This is a genomic window from Acinetobacter sp. MYb191, assembly GCF_037572605.1.
In the GTDB taxonomy this organism is placed as follows: Bacteria; Pseudomonadota; Gammaproteobacteria; order Pseudomonadales; family Moraxellaceae; genus Acinetobacter; species Acinetobacter johnsonii.
This window is the reverse complement of sequence record NZ_JBBGZP010000021.1, coordinates 525,350-541,085: the sequence shown is the minus strand read 5'-3', so window position 1 is coordinate 541,085 and position 15,736 is coordinate 525,350. Positions and strand designations below refer to the sequence as shown.

13 protein-coding genes and 1 tRNA gene are annotated in these 15,736 nt (G+C 43.4%); all 14 read left to right on the top strand.

What is annotated here, in order from left to right:
- Positions 1-50: 50 nt before the first annotated feature.
- The 14 genes from nirB (at position 51) to WH214_RS16215 (ending at position 15,602) form a co-directional block, all read left to right on the top strand.
- The gene (nirB, locus tag WH214_RS16280) at positions 51-2,597 is read left to right on the top strand and encodes a nitrite reductase large subunit NirB (protein ID WP_339422485.1); all 2,547 of its coding nucleotides are present in this window, start codon (positions 51-53) and stop codon (positions 2,595-2,597) included.
- A 95-nt stretch (positions 2,598-2,692) separates the two neighbouring features.
- Entirely contained in the window at positions 2,693-4,303 is a 1,611-nt protein-coding gene (gene nirD / locus WH214_RS16275; protein WP_339422984.1) for a nitrite reductase small subunit NirD, read from the top strand.
- Positions 4,304-4,594: 291 nt separating this feature from the next.
- Positions 4,595-7,387 carry a molybdopterin-dependent oxidoreductase gene (locus WH214_RS16270; RefSeq protein ID WP_339422486.1) on the top strand — a complete coding sequence of 931 codons (2,793 nt, stop codon included), beginning with the start codon at positions 4,595-4,597 and terminating at the stop codon, positions 7,385-7,387.
- On the top strand, positions 7,384-8,010 hold the full coding sequence (mobA, locus tag WH214_RS16265) for a molybdenum cofactor guanylyltransferase (RefSeq protein WP_339422487.1): 627 nt from the start codon (positions 7,384-7,386) through the stop codon (positions 8,008-8,010). Before WH214_RS16270 ends, mobA begins: the two co-directional genes overlap by 4 nt.
- 345 nt (positions 8,011-8,355) lie before the next feature.
- The gene (gene moaA / locus WH214_RS16260; protein WP_339993766.1) at positions 8,356-9,384 is read left to right on the top strand and encodes a GTP 3',8-cyclase MoaA; all 1,029 of its coding nucleotides are present in this window, start codon (positions 8,356-8,358) and stop codon (positions 9,382-9,384) included.
- Position 9,385: 1 nt separating this feature from the next.
- A complete protein-coding gene (locus WH214_RS16255) occupies positions 9,386-9,652 on the top strand; it encodes a MoaD/ThiS family protein (RefSeq protein WP_339422489.1) in 267 nt (88 codons plus the stop codon).
- 1 nt (position 9,653) lies between these two features.
- Positions 9,654-10,151, top strand: a complete 498-nt coding sequence (locus WH214_RS16250) for a molybdenum cofactor biosynthesis protein MoaE (RefSeq protein WP_339422490.1) — start codon at positions 9,654-9,656, stop codon at positions 10,149-10,151.
- 189 nt (positions 10,152-10,340) lie between these two features.
- Positions 10,341-11,762, top strand: a complete 1,422-nt coding sequence (gene cysS, locus WH214_RS16245; RefSeq protein WP_004696330.1) for a cysteine--tRNA ligase — start codon at positions 10,341-10,343, stop codon at positions 11,760-11,762.
- Positions 11,763-11,826: 64 nt separating this feature from the next.
- Positions 11,827-11,902 (top strand) — tRNA-Gly (locus WH214_RS16240).
- A 146-nt stretch (positions 11,903-12,048) separates the two neighbouring features.
- Positions 12,049-12,696, top strand: coding sequence for a 2'-5' RNA ligase family protein (locus WH214_RS16235; RefSeq protein ID WP_195728091.1), 648 nt, complete (start codon positions 12,049-12,051; stop codon positions 12,694-12,696).
- The gene (gene cobU / locus WH214_RS16230; protein WP_151835940.1) at positions 12,687-13,205 is read left to right on the top strand and encodes a bifunctional adenosylcobinamide kinase/adenosylcobinamide-phosphate guanylyltransferase; all 519 of its coding nucleotides are present in this window, start codon (positions 12,687-12,689) and stop codon (positions 13,203-13,205) included. Before WH214_RS16235 ends, cobU begins: the two co-directional genes overlap by 10 nt.
- Positions 13,202-14,254, top strand: a complete 1,053-nt coding sequence (gene cobT, locus WH214_RS16225; RefSeq protein ID WP_151835939.1) for a nicotinate-nucleotide--dimethylbenzimidazole phosphoribosyltransferase — start codon at positions 13,202-13,204, stop codon at positions 14,252-14,254. The genes cobU and cobT overlap by 4 nt, the downstream gene beginning before the upstream one ends.
- 2 nt (positions 14,255-14,256) lie before the next feature.
- Positions 14,257-14,859, top strand: coding sequence for a histidine phosphatase family protein (locus tag WH214_RS16220; RefSeq protein WP_195728090.1), 603 nt, complete (start codon positions 14,257-14,259; stop codon positions 14,857-14,859).
- On the top strand, positions 14,859-15,602 hold the full coding sequence (locus tag WH214_RS16215; protein WP_151835937.1) for an adenosylcobinamide-GDP ribazoletransferase: 744 nt from the start codon (positions 14,859-14,861) through the stop codon (positions 15,600-15,602). The genes WH214_RS16220 and WH214_RS16215 overlap by 1 nt, the downstream gene beginning before the upstream one ends.
- The last annotated feature ends 134 nt before the right edge of the window (positions 15,603-15,736 follow it).

The following is a 15,736-nucleotide window of genomic DNA, read 5'->3' as shown; positions in this document are numbered from 1 at the left end:
CCAAGCCTCAAGGCTCAGGCAGAACAAATGAAATATTGCGGAGAAAGAATATGAAAATCATCATGATTGGTCATGGCATGGTCGGCCACAAATTTATCGAATCAGTACTCGAACATGTGGGTGATGATGTTGAAATTACCATCTTGGCCGAAGAACCGCGCTTGGCTTATGACCGCGTACATTTGACTGAATATTTCAGTGGTAAATCAGCAAAGGATTTAACCCTTTGTCGTGCAGATTTTGCTGATGCTTATGGCATTGATTTACGTTTGAATACCAAAGCAGTTGCAATTGATCAAAGCCATAAAACGGTGACGACGAATCATGGTGATGTTCTTAGTTTTGACAAATTAATCTTGGCAACAGGCTCATATGCTTTTGTTCCGCCTATTTCGGGTAATGACCGTGAGAACTGCTTTGTCTACCGAACCATTGAAGACTTAGATGCGATTCGTGCTGCAAGTCTTAATGCGAAATCAGGTGTGGTAATTGGTGGCGGTTTATTGGGCCTAGAAGCCGCTAAGGCGCTACGGGATCTAAACTTGGAAACCCATGTCGTTGAGTTTGCACCGCGTCTTATGGCGGTTCAAATTGATGACTTGGGCGGAAAGGTTCTACGTGCAAAAATTGAAAACTTAGGCGTAAAAGTCCATACCCAAAAAGCGACTTCATCAATTGAGGAAGGTGCTACGACGAAGCATGTGATGAAATTTGGTGATGGTTCTGAGCTTGAAACAGACATCATTTTGTTCTCAGCGGGTATTCGCCCACGTGATGAGTTGGCACGTCAAAGTGGTTTAGCCCTCGGGGAGCGTGGCGGGATCATGATTAATGATTATTGCCAAACGTCAAATCCAGATATTTACGCCATTGGTGAATGTGCACTGTGGCAAAACAAAATTTATGGTCTGGTGGCACCGGGCTATGACATGGCACGTATTGCAGCAAAACATGTCACTGAACAAGCTTGTGCTGAATTTGCAGGTGCAGACATGAGCACCAAGTTGAAACTGATGGGCGTTGATGTGGCTTCCGTCGGTGATGCACATGCGATGACACCGAATGCACTCAGTTATTTCTATGCCGACGAAGATACACAAGTCTATAAAAAAATTGTGGTGAACGGCGAAAAGACCAAGTTACTTGGCGCAGTTTTAGTGGGCTGTGCAAAAGAGTACAATGACTTACTACAAATGATGCTGAATGGATTAGTGCTTCCAGAAAATCCTGAAAGTTTAATCATGCCGGGTTATGCACAATCCTCAAGTAAATCTGGCGGCAGTGGAGTTGATTTATTGCCAGATAGTGCAACCATTTGCTCATGTAATAACGTCTCTAAAGCCGATATTTGCAGTGCAATCGCCGAGGGCTCAACGTCTCTAGGTGCCCTAAAAAAATGTACCAAAGCAGCCACTGCCTGTGGGGGGTGTGCGCCACTGGTCACTCAAGTATTGAAGTCTGAATTACAACGCCAAGGCGTGACCGTGAATAACCATATTTGTGAGCACTTTGCTTACTCACGTCAAGAGCTGTATCACTTGGTACGGGTCAATGAAATCAAAACTTTTGATGACTTGATTCAACAACATGGTCATGGTTTGGGCTGCGATATTTGTAAGCCAACAGCAGCCAATATTTTAGCGTCGTGTTGGAATGACTTTGTTTTAAAACCAAGCCATGCAGGTCTACAAGACAGTAACGACTACTACCTAGGGAATATTCAAAAAGATGGTTCTTATTCTGTAGTTCCACGGATGGCAGGCGGTGAAGTGACCCCTGATGGTTTGATTGCTGTGGGGCAAATTGCTAAAGAATATGGTTTATATACCAAGCTCACTGGTGGACAACGTGTCGATATGTTTGGCGCGCAAATTCATCAACTTCCTGAAATTTGGGAAAAGCTCATCGCTGCGGGCTTTGAGTCAGGCCATGCGTATGGGAAATCGTTGCGTACAGTGAAGTCTTGTGTCGGCAGTACATGGTGTCGTTACGGTGTGGATGACTCGGTTGGTTTAGCTATTTTCCTAGAGAACCGCTACAAAGGATTGCGCTCACCGCACAAATTAAAAATGGCTGTTTCAGGCTGTACCCGTGAATGTGCCGAAGCGCAAAGTAAAGATGTTGGTGTGATTGCCACTGAAAAAGGCTGGAACCTGTATGTCTGTGGTAATGGCGGGATGAAGCCTCGCCATGCCGAGTTATTGGCTTCGGATCTTAACACCCAAACTTTAATTAAATACATCGACCGATTCTTTATGTTCTATGTGCAAACAGCAGACCGTTTACAACGTACTTCGGTATGGCGTGACAATATGGAAGGTGGTTTGGATTATCTTAAAGATGTGATTGTTCATGATTCACTAGGTGTCGCAGCAGAACTTGAACGTCGTATGAGCCATGTGGTGGGGACTTATCAAGATGAATGGCGTACGGCTGTTGAAGACCCAGAAGTACGTAAACGCTTCGTGACTTTCATCAATGCCAAAGCTGAGCAACAACAAGATCCGCATATTCAGTTTGCAGAAGTTCGTGGACAGATTCGTCCTAAAACTGAGGCTGAACGAGATCGTAGCCGTATTCCAGTGGTTGAAGCTTAACAAATTAGGGTATTCAAACTTCTTTCTTCAGTGCTCTCTTAATAGGAAAGGCAGAGGGGCTAAATGAATGAAAAAGTTTAAAAAGGATCAAGATGATGACAATTTTAAAAGAAATGAATGAGCTAGATTGGGTTGATGTCTGTGCGCTAGATGATCTAACGCCAAATACTGGCGCAGGTGCACTTATTGAACATCAGCAAATTGCTATTTTTCGTGTCGGCGCGGAAAAGCGGGTATATGCCTTGAGCAATCAAGACCCATTTAGCCAAGCTTTTGTGATGTCGCGCGGCATTATTGGTGATTTACAAGGTGAGCGTGTGGTGGCATCCCCGATTTACAAACAGCATTTTAGTTTAGCAACAGGACGCTGTTTGGAAGATAAAGACCAAAAACTTTTAGTTTTTCCAAGCAAAATTGAAAATGGCCGAGTGTGGATTAGTCCGACACCACAAAAAACCTATATCACCAACACGGGTGCATCTCAGGAAAAAATGAAGTTGGTGCTGGTTGGCAATGGCCTAGCGGGGATGCGTTGTTTGGAAGATTTACTCGACATGGCACCAGACCGTTATGAAGTGACGGTGATTGGTGAAGAGCCTTGGGGGAACTATAACCGTATTATGTTATCGCCAGTGTTGTCAGGAGATAAAACCATTGACGACATCATGTTGCATCCACATGCGTGGTATAGCGACAAAGGCATTCGTTTTATTGCGGGTGATCCTGCGGTACGTATTGACCGTCCTCGTAAGCAGGTCTATACCGAAAAAGGCGAAGTGGTCGATTATGATCGTTTGATCCTGGCGACAGGTTCGAAACCGTTCATTCCTCCAATTGCTGGAGCGGATTTGAAAGGTGTCATTAGTTTCCGAGATATCTACGACATCAACACTATGTTGGATTACTGCAAGACCAAGAAAAATGCCGTGGTAATCGGTGGTGGTTTGTTGGGACTTGAAGCTGCATATGGCCTCAAACAACGCGGGATGAATGTCACCGTTTTACATCTGATGGATCGCATTATGGAGCGTCAATTAGACAGTAAAGCTAGCCAAATGTTACGCCATAGTATTGAACAAAAGGGTATCTCCATTATCACTGAGGCCAATACTGAAGCATTGGTGGGTGTGGATGGTCACGTCACTCAAATTCGCTTGAAAGACGGTACAGTCCTAGAGGCGGATCTTGTGGTATTTGCAGTTGGTATTCGTCCGAACATGGCACTTGCACAAAGTGCAGGACTGCGCTGTAACCGTGGTGTGTTGGTGAATGACACCATGCAGACTTTTGACCCAAGTATTTACGCCGTGGGGGAGTGTATTGAACATCGTAGCCAGACTTTTGGCTTGGTTGAGCCACTTTGGGGGCAGGCGTTCATTTGTGCCTCACATTTGGCGGAGCATGGCAGCTTAACGTTCAAAGCACCAACTGTTCCGACACAGTTAAAGGTAAGTGGCTGTGATGTGTTCTCAGCGGGTAATTTTGAACCGAAGGATGACTTTGAAGACATCATTTTAAATGATGAAAAACGTCAGATTTATAAACGCATTATTATTCAAAAGGATAAGGTCGTTGGCGCGGTGTTGTTTGGGGATACTGAAGATGGAGTTTGGTATGCAGAACTTATTTCGGATCAAACCCCAATTTCTTCGATCCGCAATAAATTGCTATTTGGTAAAGATTTTGCATTAAAAAAAGCAGGGTAAAAATCTCCTCTTGAAAGGAGGGGGATGGATTTTCTAATAGTTAATTTGATACGCGGAAACGTCATTCACGACTTGTTTGAGGCAGGGTTACTTATGAAAATTAATGTTTCTGCGAGTAAGTTGGGATGAAGGTGGTATGGGACGAGTTTTGTGAATGACAATGGTTTTGCCTACTTTTCCCAAAAGAAAAGTAGGTCGAACCGAAGGTTAATCCTAAATCTAAACACAAAAGAAAAGACGCTGTTGTGAGTGATTCAAAATAAATGAAAGGCAAATAGGAGCGAAGCAGAAATGAATAGTATCCCTGTAATGGAACTGCATAGCTCCACAGAAAAAATGATTACAACTACACAAACCACCTGTCCATATTGTGGGGTGGGTTGTGGGGTAACAGCAACTGTTGAAGAAACGGCTTTAGGGCAAAAAGTCTCTGTGGTGGGTGATGCTCAGCATCCATCTAATTTCGGAAAGTTGTGCATTAAAGGCAGTAATTTAGCCGACACGGTAGGTTTAGAAACGCGCGTCTTACATCCCATGTTGGGGCGTAAACCGCAACGTGAGGTAAGTTCGTGGGATACCGCAACAGATTTAATCGCCAACAAATTTCAACATTATATCGATCAATATGGGCCTGAAAGTATAGCTTTTTATGTCTCAGGTCAACTGCTGACTGAAGACTATTATGTGGTCAATAAATTTGTTAAAGGCTACTTGGGTACGGCCAATATCGACACCAATTCACGGTTGTGCATGTCGTCAGCCGTTGCTGCGCATAAACGTGCTTTTGGGGAAGACTTAGTTCCAGCCAGTTATAGTGATTTTGAACATACCGATATGGTGGTTTTAGTCGGTTCAAATACAGCTTGGTGTCATCCTGTGCTGTATCAACGCATCATGAAAGCCAAAGAGGAGCGAGATCTTTTTGTTGTCGTGATTGACCCACGTTTTACAGCCACTTGTGAGGCGGCTGACTTACATTTACCGATTTTACCGGGTCAAGATGTTGCGCTGTTCAATGGTCTATTACAGTATTTAGCAACCAATCATTATACCGATACCGATTTTATTGCAAAGCATACTCAAGGGCTAGAGCAAGCGCTGGCAAGCAGTGCATCGGAAGCATCAATAGCGAATGTAAGCGAACGGACGGGGATTTCTGTTGAAAAATTAGCACTCTTTTTTGAAAAATTTGCACAAACAGAAAAAGTGATGAGCTTATTTTCAATGGGTGTGAATCAGTCTTCACGTGGGGTAGACAAAGCCAATAGCATTACCAACTGTCATTTGTTAACTGGCAAAATTGGGAAATTGGGCGCAGCGCCTTTTTCCATGACGGGCCAGCCGAATGCAATGGGCGGGCGTGAAGTGGGTGGCCTTGCCAATATGTTGGCTGCCCATATGGATTTGGATAACCCCAAGCATCAACAATTGGTACAGCAGTTTTGGCACAGTCCAACCATTGCCAAGCAAGTGGGTTTAAAGGCTGTCGACCTTTTTGAAGCGGTCGAAGCTGGAAAAATTAAAGCCATTTGGATTATGGCGACCAATCCTGTGGTGAGTTTACCCAATGCTGATCAGGTCAAACGCGCACTAGAGAATTGTGAGTTTGTGGTAGTGTCAGACATTTGTCTAGATACCGATACCACGCAATATGCCGACGTGTTGCTGCCTGCATTAGGTTGGGGTGAAAAAGACGGCACGGTGACCAATTCTGAACGCCGTATTTCAAGACAGCGTGCTTTTTTAGACATTCCAGAACAAGCACAAGCCGATTGGTGGTCGGTTTCACAAGTTGCGAAAAAATTAGGATTTCAGGGCTTTGACTTTGAAAGTAGTCATGACATTTTCAAAGAACATGCCCAGCTTTCAGCTTATCAAAATGCAGAAATTGCTTTACGTTCATCGACTGAAACATTCCGCTATTTCAATTTGGCAGGTCTGACGAATCTTTCACTTGACGACTACCAAGAACTTGAACCGACGCAATGGCCTGTGCTTGCACCTTTGAAAAATGGCCAAACCAAGCCAAACACTTTTGCCCAATTATTTAAAGATGGTCAGTTTAGTCACCCAGATGGTAAAGCCAAGTTTATTGCAACAACAGCAGTTGGTGCAGTAAATCCAACCAGCAGTGAATATCCATTGGTACTTAATACAGGACGTATCCGCGATCAATGGCATACCATGACGCGTACAGGTTTATCAGCTAATTTAAGTACGCATAAAGCAGAACCTTATTGTGAAATTCACCCGAATGATGCCTTGAAATATGGTTTGAAAGATGGGGAACTGGTGGAGATCAAATCGGCTTGGGGAAATTGTGTGTTACGAGCCACAGTCAGTGACAATATCCGCCGTGGACAGATTTTTGCACCGATTCACTGGAGTGATCAATTCGCATCTGATGCACGGATTGGCAAAGTGGTGAATCCTGTAGTGGATGCTATTTCGGGAGAACCTGAGTTCAAACATACCCCTGTGATGATTCATCCATTCTATACGCAATGGCAGGGTGTATTTTATGTCAGAACGGGCTTTGAGCATTTGGTGCAACAAAGTATTGAACAAAGCATTTGGTGGACCAAAATCAAAACGCCCAAAGCTATTCGTTATGAGTTGGCAGACCGTCGACGTTTTACGGAAACGACGGAACAACTCAAAGCTTTATTGCCTTTTGATGATGAAAGTTTTGAATGGCTCAATGTAGAAGATCAAACCGCTCATATCAGTCATAGTGTGGTGTTACAAGATGGACACCTCGTTGCAAGTCTGTATATTGCGCCCAAAGCGTTATTGCCAGATCGAGACTGGGTGGCAAGTCTGTTTAAGCGCGAACGCTTAAGTGCTATGCATCGGAAGGCTTTATTGGCAGGGCAAGCCATGTCAATGACTAATAGTGATGGCCCACTGGTCTGTAGCTGTTTTAAAGTTGGGAAAAATCGTATTATCGATGTCATTAAAGAAAAAAATATCACCCATGAAAAACAAGTCACTGCATGCTTAAAGGCAGGAGGCAATTGCGGTTCTTGCTTACCTGAAATTCGAGGTCTGATCAAAGCGTGTCAAACGGAGGATGTAGAATGAAAAGAAAAATACTCAAACCCGTGAGCTACCCAGAAACTGAAGTTGTTATTTTGGCGGGTGGTCAGGCGCGCCGTATGAATGGCATTAATAAACTCTTGCAAAAATTTGATGATGAAATTCAACTTATCAAAATTCATCAGCAGCTAAAATCACGAGCAACCAAGGTATGGGTCAACAGCCATCGGGATCATTCCATTTATGAGCGGTTGATTCCGTCGATTGGTTTTTTTGAAGATGAGGCAACAGGCTTTCAAGGGCCCTTGATGGGGATGAAAAGTGCATGGACACATGTGCAATCAGACTATGTGCTGTTCGTACCCTGTGATGTAACTTTTATTCCGAAAAAAGTGTTTTCACGGTTACATCAAGCGATGCAACAAGATCCGAACTGTGGTGTCGTTATTGTAGAAATCAATGACCGTGCACTGTATCCGTTTTGTTTGTTAAAACGAAGCAGTCTACCGACATTGATTCAGCACCTTGAGCAAAATCAGCGCAGTTTAAGGCAGTGTTTTGCAGATTTGCACCCACAAGTGGCACGATTTAAAAATCATGCACTGTTTTTTCACAGCATTAACTCGTTGGATGAGTTACAACAGCATCGGCAACTCAATTTTTTATAAATACCTCAGATATTGAAGAGAGGAGGTTTGTGTCGAGAGTAGAAGATGTTGCCATAAACCGATTTGACTGTTTAAATAAAAATCTATAAAAGAACCAAATAAGTATTCATTTTGATATTAAATTTATTATAAAACAACAATCTATAATATGTTTATGGGGGTCGTTATTTTATTTAGATTATAAACGTATGTAGCAGTGATCACTCATGTCGGCGCTGAACTGAAAATACTCAAAATTTAGAAAGTGCACAAAGTTGGAACAGTTATTGCAAAATATACTTCAGAAAATAGGGCGTGAAATATGAACTGCACCCACATCGCTCAAAGGACGCATAGACAAGACAGATGAACAGCATGACCCATGTATCCGCAGTTAGAGTATTCCAAGATCAGTTTGGACGTGAAAAGCGAAAACTACGAATCTCGGTGACGGATCGTTGTAATTTTAAATGTGTCTATTGCATGCCCGAACATCCCGAATGTATGAAAAAACACGACTTGCTCAGTTTTGAAGATCTTTATCATTTTTGCAAATTTATGGTGCAGCATGGCATTGAGCAAATTCGTATCACGGGTGGTGAACCGTTGATGCGTCAAGGTGTGGTGCATTTTATCGAACAGCTACAAAGCCTAAAAAAACAGGGGCTGAAGCGTATTTCCATGACCACCAATGGTCATTATTTAAAACAATATGCCGCTGCTTTAAAGCAAGCAGGGTTAGATGATTTAAACATTAGTCTAGACAGTCTAGATGCCGAGCAATTTCAACACCTCACAAAAAAACAACTACATACAGTGCTAGAAGGCATTCAGGCCGCACAACAGCTTGGTTTTAACATCAAAATCAATACCGTGCTGATGAAAGGCATCAATGACAATCAAATTGTCCCTTTGGTGCAGTGGGCAAAGCAGCAAAAGGTAGAACTGCGTTTTATTGAGTTTATGCCTTTAGATGGCGATCAAAATTGGTCGCAAGCCGATGTCGTCACTGAACAAGAGATTTTGTCCCAACTCAGCTCGCAATTTACGGTGCAAGTGCTTGAAGGACAAGGTGCCAATCCAGCGCGTAGTTATCGAGTAGATGGTGAGAAGGTTGGGATTATTTCTACCATTAGCAACTCGTTTTGTGGGGAGTGTGACCGACTACGGTTGAATGCACAGGGTGAGTTTTATAATTGTCTTTTTGCCAAGCAAGGCTTAAATTTAAAGTCAGACATTCAGCAACTTGCCCAAATCAATCAGCATGAACCCTTTGTTCTAGAGGGGAAACTTTCAACTTATGTTTGGCATAAAGAGCAAGGCTTTCATGCTATTCAAAAACAGCAATTGAATCAGCCAGTACGAAAAATCAGTATGCATATGATTGGAGGTTAGGATGACTCAGGAATTAAACAACGTGATTAGAGTGAAGATCGAAGCTTTTGGTGCGATTGAACGCCAGTTACCTCCCAATTTAATGCTGCAATGTGAGCTTGATTCATCGGTTGCAGCGGTATTAAAGGATCTCGTTGCTCAATACCCAGCTGTCCACACATTATTGGAGCGCTGTGCCTGTGCAGTCGGTGAAGACATTGTTCCAAGGCAGACTATTTTAAGTCGAGATTGTACTTTGGTGTTGTTGTCCCCTGTGGCAGGAGGTTGATATGGAATTAAAACAATTTCCGCGGGTTCAAACAGTGACTTTTAGCCAAAATGACTTTGATGGCATCCAGCATTTTCCTGAATGTGGCGGTATAGGCATATTCATTGGTACGGTGCGGAATCACCATCAAGGTAAAGCTGTAAAAGCGTTAAAATATACCGCTTATGCACCTGTCGCTGAAAAAATGATTCGTCAAATTGAACAAGAGATCCAAGTAAAATATGGCGTGTCCTACGTTCGGGTGGTGCATCGCATTGGTGCTTTAGATATTGGTGATACAGCCATTATTGCGATGGCGTACGCCGCGCATCGCCGTGAAGCCTTTCAAGCCTGTGAGGAAGCAGTAGAACGGGTGAAACATGAAGTTCCTGTGTGGAAAGAGGAATTTTATGTGGACGGTACCAGTCAGTATGTCGAGGGTTGCTGTATTCGAACAGATCATGAAGCGCCAGAACCTCATAGCCATCAGCATTGCGAGCATGAACATGTTCATCCCTAACAAATGCATCATGCACTGCCAATATTTACCAATAATCCCTTTAAGACCTGAATGAAGGAAATTTAGTAACAGTTGCGTATGAATGAAAAGTGGCGAGATAATTGAAAGAAAAATCTTCTGAAAACTTTATGAAAAATAATGCTTAGGTTAAGATGATCCATTCTTATATTTGAAGTCTTTTGAATCGCTATGCAACCATTTGTTCTATATAACTCAGAGCAACGCAAAAAAGTAGAATTCGTACCTCGTGTTGAGGGGCATATTGATATGTATGTCTGCGGTATGACGGTGTATGACTACTGTCATATTGGACATGCGCGCGTGATGGTTGCATTTGACTATATTATTCGCTTCCTGCGTAGCCAAGGTTGGAGCGTGAAATATGTACGTAACATTACCGACATTGACGACAAAATCATTAAACGTGCCAATGAAAATGGCGAGTCGATTACTCAACTGACAGACCGCTTTATTCAAGCGATGAATGAAGATGCTGAAAATCTAGGCTGCCTACATCCAGACGAAGCACCGCGTGCAACGGATTATATTGATCAAATGCAAAGCATGATTGGTAATCTGGTTGAAAAGGGCACAGCTTATCCATCTGCCAATGGTGATGTGTATTTCCAAGTGGAAAAATTCGCTAAATATGGTCGTCTTTCAGGACGTAAACTGGAAGATATGCAAGCGGGTGCATCTGAACGTGTCGATGTTGAAGTTGAGAAAAAACATCCCTTTGACTTTGTACTTTGGAAACATGCCAAAGAAAATGAACCTGCATGGGCTTCCCCGTGGGGCAAAGGTCGTCCGGGCTGGCATATTGAATGTTCTGCAATGTCGACATGCTGCCTAGGTAACCATTTTGACATTCATGGTGGTGGTTCAGACCTCATGTTCCCGCACCATGAAAATGAAATTGCACAGTCTGAGGCTTCAACCGGCGAGCAGTATGTTAACTACTGGATGCATGTCGGTTTCATCAACGTTGATGGCGAGAAAATGTCGAAGTCATTGGGCAATTTCTTTACCATTCGCGATGTGATGGATAAGTTCCACCCTGAAGTGATTCGCTACTTCATTGTGTCATCACACTATCGTAGCCCTGTGAACTTCTCTGATGTTGCCTTAAAAGAAGCAAAAACAGCACTGTCACGTTTCTATCATTCATTCAAAGCTTATCAACAAGCCTATGGCGATACACAAGTCGATACCTTAGATGAAACATTGCTTGAGCGTTTCAATAGTGCCATGCGTGATGACTTCAATACCGCTGAAGCCATTGCGGTATTGTTTGAAGTGAACAAAGAATTGAACCGTGCCGTGAAAGAGCAACAAGCGGAACAAGCTGCGATTTACTATGCAACTTTACGTCATTTAACCAATATTTTAGGTTTGGTTCAGCACAATGTTGAAGAGTTCCTGAAGTCTGATATTGGGCAAGAGGCTTTGGCTTTGTCTGAAGAGCAAATTGAAGATTTGATTCAACAACGTCAAGATGCGAAAAAAGCCAAAGAATTTGCCAAAGCGGATGGAATTCGTCAGTCCTTGTTAGATCAGGGTGTAGTTTTGGAAGACACTCGCCAAGGGACAATCTGGCGCCGTGCTGATTAATTCAGCAATTGCATTATAGAGTGTTGACAGTTTGATGAAACTCTCTATAATGCACATCCATATTGCGGGAATAGCTCAGTTGGTAGAGCACAACCTTGCCAAGGTTGGGGTCGCGAGTTCGAGTCTCGTTTCCCGCTCCAAAATTTAAAAGCCTCAAGTTTAACTTGGGGTTTTTTTATGCCTGTAATTTGAGTGTGTTGAAAATAATTCATTTAAATGTGAAATTATCTCGGTGTTTCAGCCCATAATTTTGACAAAAATATGCTTAAATTATTCATCCTAATTTGTGAATAAAATTGTGTTTCTTCAACCCCATAGCACTGTAGTACCGACCGAAGCTCGAGACTATCCTGAATGGCATTTGGGACGAGAGCGCTATGCACTTTGGTATATTGAAGTGGATGATCCCGTTTTGATCAGCTATTTAACAAAGCTTCGTGAGCAGTTTTCAGATCTACTTTATCAACCAAATCAACGGCAGTTTCATATCACTTTATTTGTTGCAGGTTTTTGGGTAGAACAGGCAACACAGTCGGATGACTTTAGTCGAGTGCAACTGAATCAGCAGCTTGAACGCCTTAAAAATTTAAAACTAGAATCTTTTCAGTTACAGATGGGTGCATTAAATAGTTTTGAAAGTGCCTTATTTTTAAAAGTGGATGATACCGCAGGCATGTTGGATAAAATTAGAAAAACATTGCTGCAAACCTCGCAGGAAGTCGCGGCATTGAGTTATTGTCCACATATTACATTAGGTCTATACCGTGAAGCAGTGTGCAGTGATCATGTATTGGAACGTATGGCTGAAATTGAAGCTATCAACTCTAGCTTAAACATCTCAAAGCTCACGTTTGGTTTTTATCAGGCACATGTCCTACAAGGGCCATTGTTTTCACATGTACAAATTGAGTTGGGGAATGCGCAATGCAGCTGATTTTAGGTGGTGCACGTTCGGGGAAAAGCCGCTTGGCGGAGCAGATTGCACAACAGTTGGCGCAGCCTGTGGTTTATGTGGCAACTGCACAAGCCTTGGATGGGGAGATGCAAGTGCGTATTCAACACCATCAGCAACAACGACCCGAAGATTGGAGGCTGTGTGAGGAACCCATTTATCTTGCAGAGCAGTTGGTCAAATTAGATCGCTTAAACCAAACCATTTTGGTCGATTGTCTGACTTTATGGATGAGTAATTTACTGATGCATACTGACCCCGATTTGCAAGTTCAAGAATGCCAGAAGTTGTTAGAGGTTGTAGGAAGTTTACAGTCCGAGCTAATTTTAGTGAGCAATGAAACAGGCTTAGGTGTGGTTCCAATGGGACAAATCAGCCGTCGCTTTGTCGATGAAACAGGGCGGTTGCATCAGCAGTTAGGTCAAATCGCTCATAAAGTGGTGTTCTGCGTAGCAGGATTTCCAATGATTTTAAAAGGAGAACAAGTGTGAGTTGGTGGTTAGAAGCATGTCAAAGTCCGAGTGAGTCTGTATTGGCTCAAGCCCTAGCACGCCAGTCACAGTTGACCAAACCGACAGGCTCGTTGTCGGAGCTTGAATCGGTTGCAGTGACTTTAGCCAGTTTGCAAAACACTGTAAAACCCAAGATTGACCGCCCATGGATTACAATTTTTGCAGGTGATCATGGGGTGATGGAGGAAAATATTTCTGCCTACCCACAAGCGGTGACACGTCAAATGTTGCAGAACTTCGCAACTGGCGGGGCGTGTATTAGTGTGATTGCCAAAGAGTATCAAGCCAAGTTACAAGTCATCGACTGTGGTTCAGTCGGTGAAGCGTATGAATATGTCGGGGTTGAACGCCACTGCATCCGCGCTGGGACGGCTAACTTTGCTCAAACTCCAGCCATGACTGAGGCTGAATGTGAAGCTGCTTTTGCTTTGGGGCAAAAAAGTGTGGAAGATGCCATTGCTTATGGGGCAGATATCTATGTCGCGGGGGAGATGGGCATTGGAAATACCTGTTCAGCCTCAGCTGTCGCTTGCTTTTTATTGGCTGAGCCAGCTGAAAAGCTCACGGGTGTTGGAACGGGTATCCGTACTGAACAATTGACACATAAAAAACAGGTGATCGATCAAGCACTTTCACGGCATGCCCAATATGTCGGCAACGATCCGTTTAAAGCCTTATGTGCCGTGGGTGGACTTGAAATTGCAGCCATGACAGCTGCGTATATTCGCTGTGCGCAATTGGGTCTACCGATAGTGGTGGATGGGTTTATCAGTACTGTTTCGGCATTGCTCGCAGTACGCTTAAATCCAAAGGTTCGTGCTTGGATGCTCTTTGGGCATCAGTCGGCTGAATATGGTCATGTCCGTTTGCTAGAAGAACTTAAAGCGATGCCTTTATTGAAGCTGAATCTGCGTTTAGGTGAAGGCAGTGGTGCAGGGGCTGCACTGGGGTTGATCAAGCTAGCCTGTCGTTTACACAATGAGATGGCAACATTTGCTGAAGCAGCAGTGATTGGTGAGAAAGTTTAGAGATGTTGTATTTAGATTTTCTGCGCCACGGCGAAACCTGCTTAAGTCATACCCTACGGGGTAAAACGGACGATGCTTTGACGGAGAAAGGATGGGCGCAAATGCGGTCTACTATCGCCCAGGCTGAGCAGGTTAGGCCGGCGTGGGATGTCATTTATAGCTCACCACTACAGCGCTGCCGTCTATTTGCAGAGCAGTGGGCGGAGCAAAAACAGCTCCCTTTGTCTATAAAACCGAATTTGCAAGAAATGGATTTTGGAGAATGGGAGGCTCAGCCGACCGAACGACTCTACCAACAATTTCCTAATGAATTGGCTCAATTTTGGCAAACGCCGTTAAGTTTTACACCGCCTCAGGCAGAAAGCTTATTGGCATTTAAAAGCCGTGTTCTAGAGTCTGTAGAGACGTTAACCCAGCAAATGCATAAGCAGGGCTGGCAACGGGCGTTGATTATTTCCCATGGTGGAGTGATTAAACTCTTAAAATGCCAAGCGCTGAAGCAAAATGATAACGATCTTTTAAAAATGTCAGCAGAGTTGGGACAATTGAACCGCTTTGTATTCGATCAAGGACAACTTCAGTTTATTCAAAGTGAGGATGTGTAATGACGCCTTTTTGGATTGCACTGCAGTTTTTAACGACCTTTCCAGTTCGTTTAAGCACAATGCCAACGCCTCAGCAAAATGCGCAAGCACTGTTATTTTATCCTGTGGTGGGTTTGCTCATAGGCGGCATTCTGTATGGGATCGCCCTGTTATTGCATGCTTTTCCACTTGTGCTGTTAAGCAGTGTGGTTCTGGTGTTATGGATTTGGTTGACGGGTGGTTTGCATCTGGATGGTTTAGCCGACACTGCCGATGCTTGGGTCGGTGGTTTTGGCGATAAAGCACGCACACTTGAGATCATGAAAGATCCGAGTTGTGGGCCGATAGGTGTACTCAGTCTTGTTATTGTATGCATATTAAAGTGGTCGGCATTGTATGTGTTATTGCAGCAGCAGTGTTATAGCACACTCATTTTATTTCCTGTCTTAGGGCGTCTCGTGCCGCTATTTTTCTTTTTAAGCACAGACTATGTGCGTGCTCAAGGACTCGGCAGCCAGTTGAGCCAACATTTAGCACGACCGATGGCAATGGCACTTTTAGTGCTGATACCTTTGGTGGCTTTGTATTGGGCATGGATTGGTGCTGTGGTGATTGCCACATTTTATCTGGTACTGTGGTATTTGCGGTATAAATTTATACGGCGTATTGGTGGTGTGACGGGAGATACCATTGGTGCCAGTATTGAAATAATTGAATTAGCGACATTGTTTAGTTTTGTGATGGCTACTTTTTATTTCACTTAAGTTAGGGAATAAATAAGAGCCTCTTAGTGTGAAGGTTGTGCAGTCATATGTGGCCGAAAGAAGAAATAATGAAAAGGGAGCGAGCTATATGCACTTGAAACAAAGGTCTTCTATCATCAGCAAAACACATTTGT

Excerpts from the sequence above, each read along its gene's own strand:
- nirB (WP_339422485.1), top strand. The coding sequence starts at position 51 with ATGAAAATCATCATGATTGGTCATGGCATGGTCGGCCACAAATTTATC.
- nirD (WP_339422984.1), top strand. The coding sequence starts at position 2,693 with ATGACAATTTTAAAAGAAATGAATGAGCTAGATTGGGTTGATGTCTGT.
- WH214_RS16270 (WP_339422486.1), top strand. The coding sequence starts at position 4,595 with ATGAATAGTATCCCTGTAATGGAACTGCATAGCTCCACAGAAAAAATG.
- mobA (WP_339422487.1), top strand. The coding sequence starts at position 7,384 with ATGAAAAGAAAAATACTCAAACCCGTGAGCTACCCAGAAACTGAAGTT.
- moaA (WP_339993766.1), top strand. The coding sequence starts at position 8,356 with ATGAACAGCATGACCCATGTATCCGCAGTTAGAGTATTCCAAGATCAG.
- WH214_RS16255 (WP_339422489.1), top strand. The coding sequence starts at position 9,386 with ATGACTCAGGAATTAAACAACGTGATTAGAGTGAAGATCGAAGCTTTT.
- WH214_RS16250 (WP_339422490.1), top strand. The coding sequence starts at position 9,654 with ATGGAATTAAAACAATTTCCGCGGGTTCAAACAGTGACTTTTAGCCAA.
- cysS (WP_004696330.1), top strand. The coding sequence starts at position 10,341 with ATGCAACCATTTGTTCTATATAACTCAGAGCAACGCAAAAAAGTAGAA.
- cobU (WP_151835940.1), top strand. The coding sequence starts at position 12,687 with ATGCAGCTGATTTTAGGTGGTGCACGTTCGGGGAAAAGCCGCTTGGCG.
- WH214_RS16220 (WP_195728090.1), top strand. The coding sequence starts at position 14,257 with ATGTTGTATTTAGATTTTCTGCGCCACGGCGAAACCTGCTTAAGTCAT.
- WH214_RS16215 (WP_151835937.1), top strand. The coding sequence starts at position 14,859 with ATGACGCCTTTTTGGATTGCACTGCAGTTTTTAACGACCTTTCCAGTT.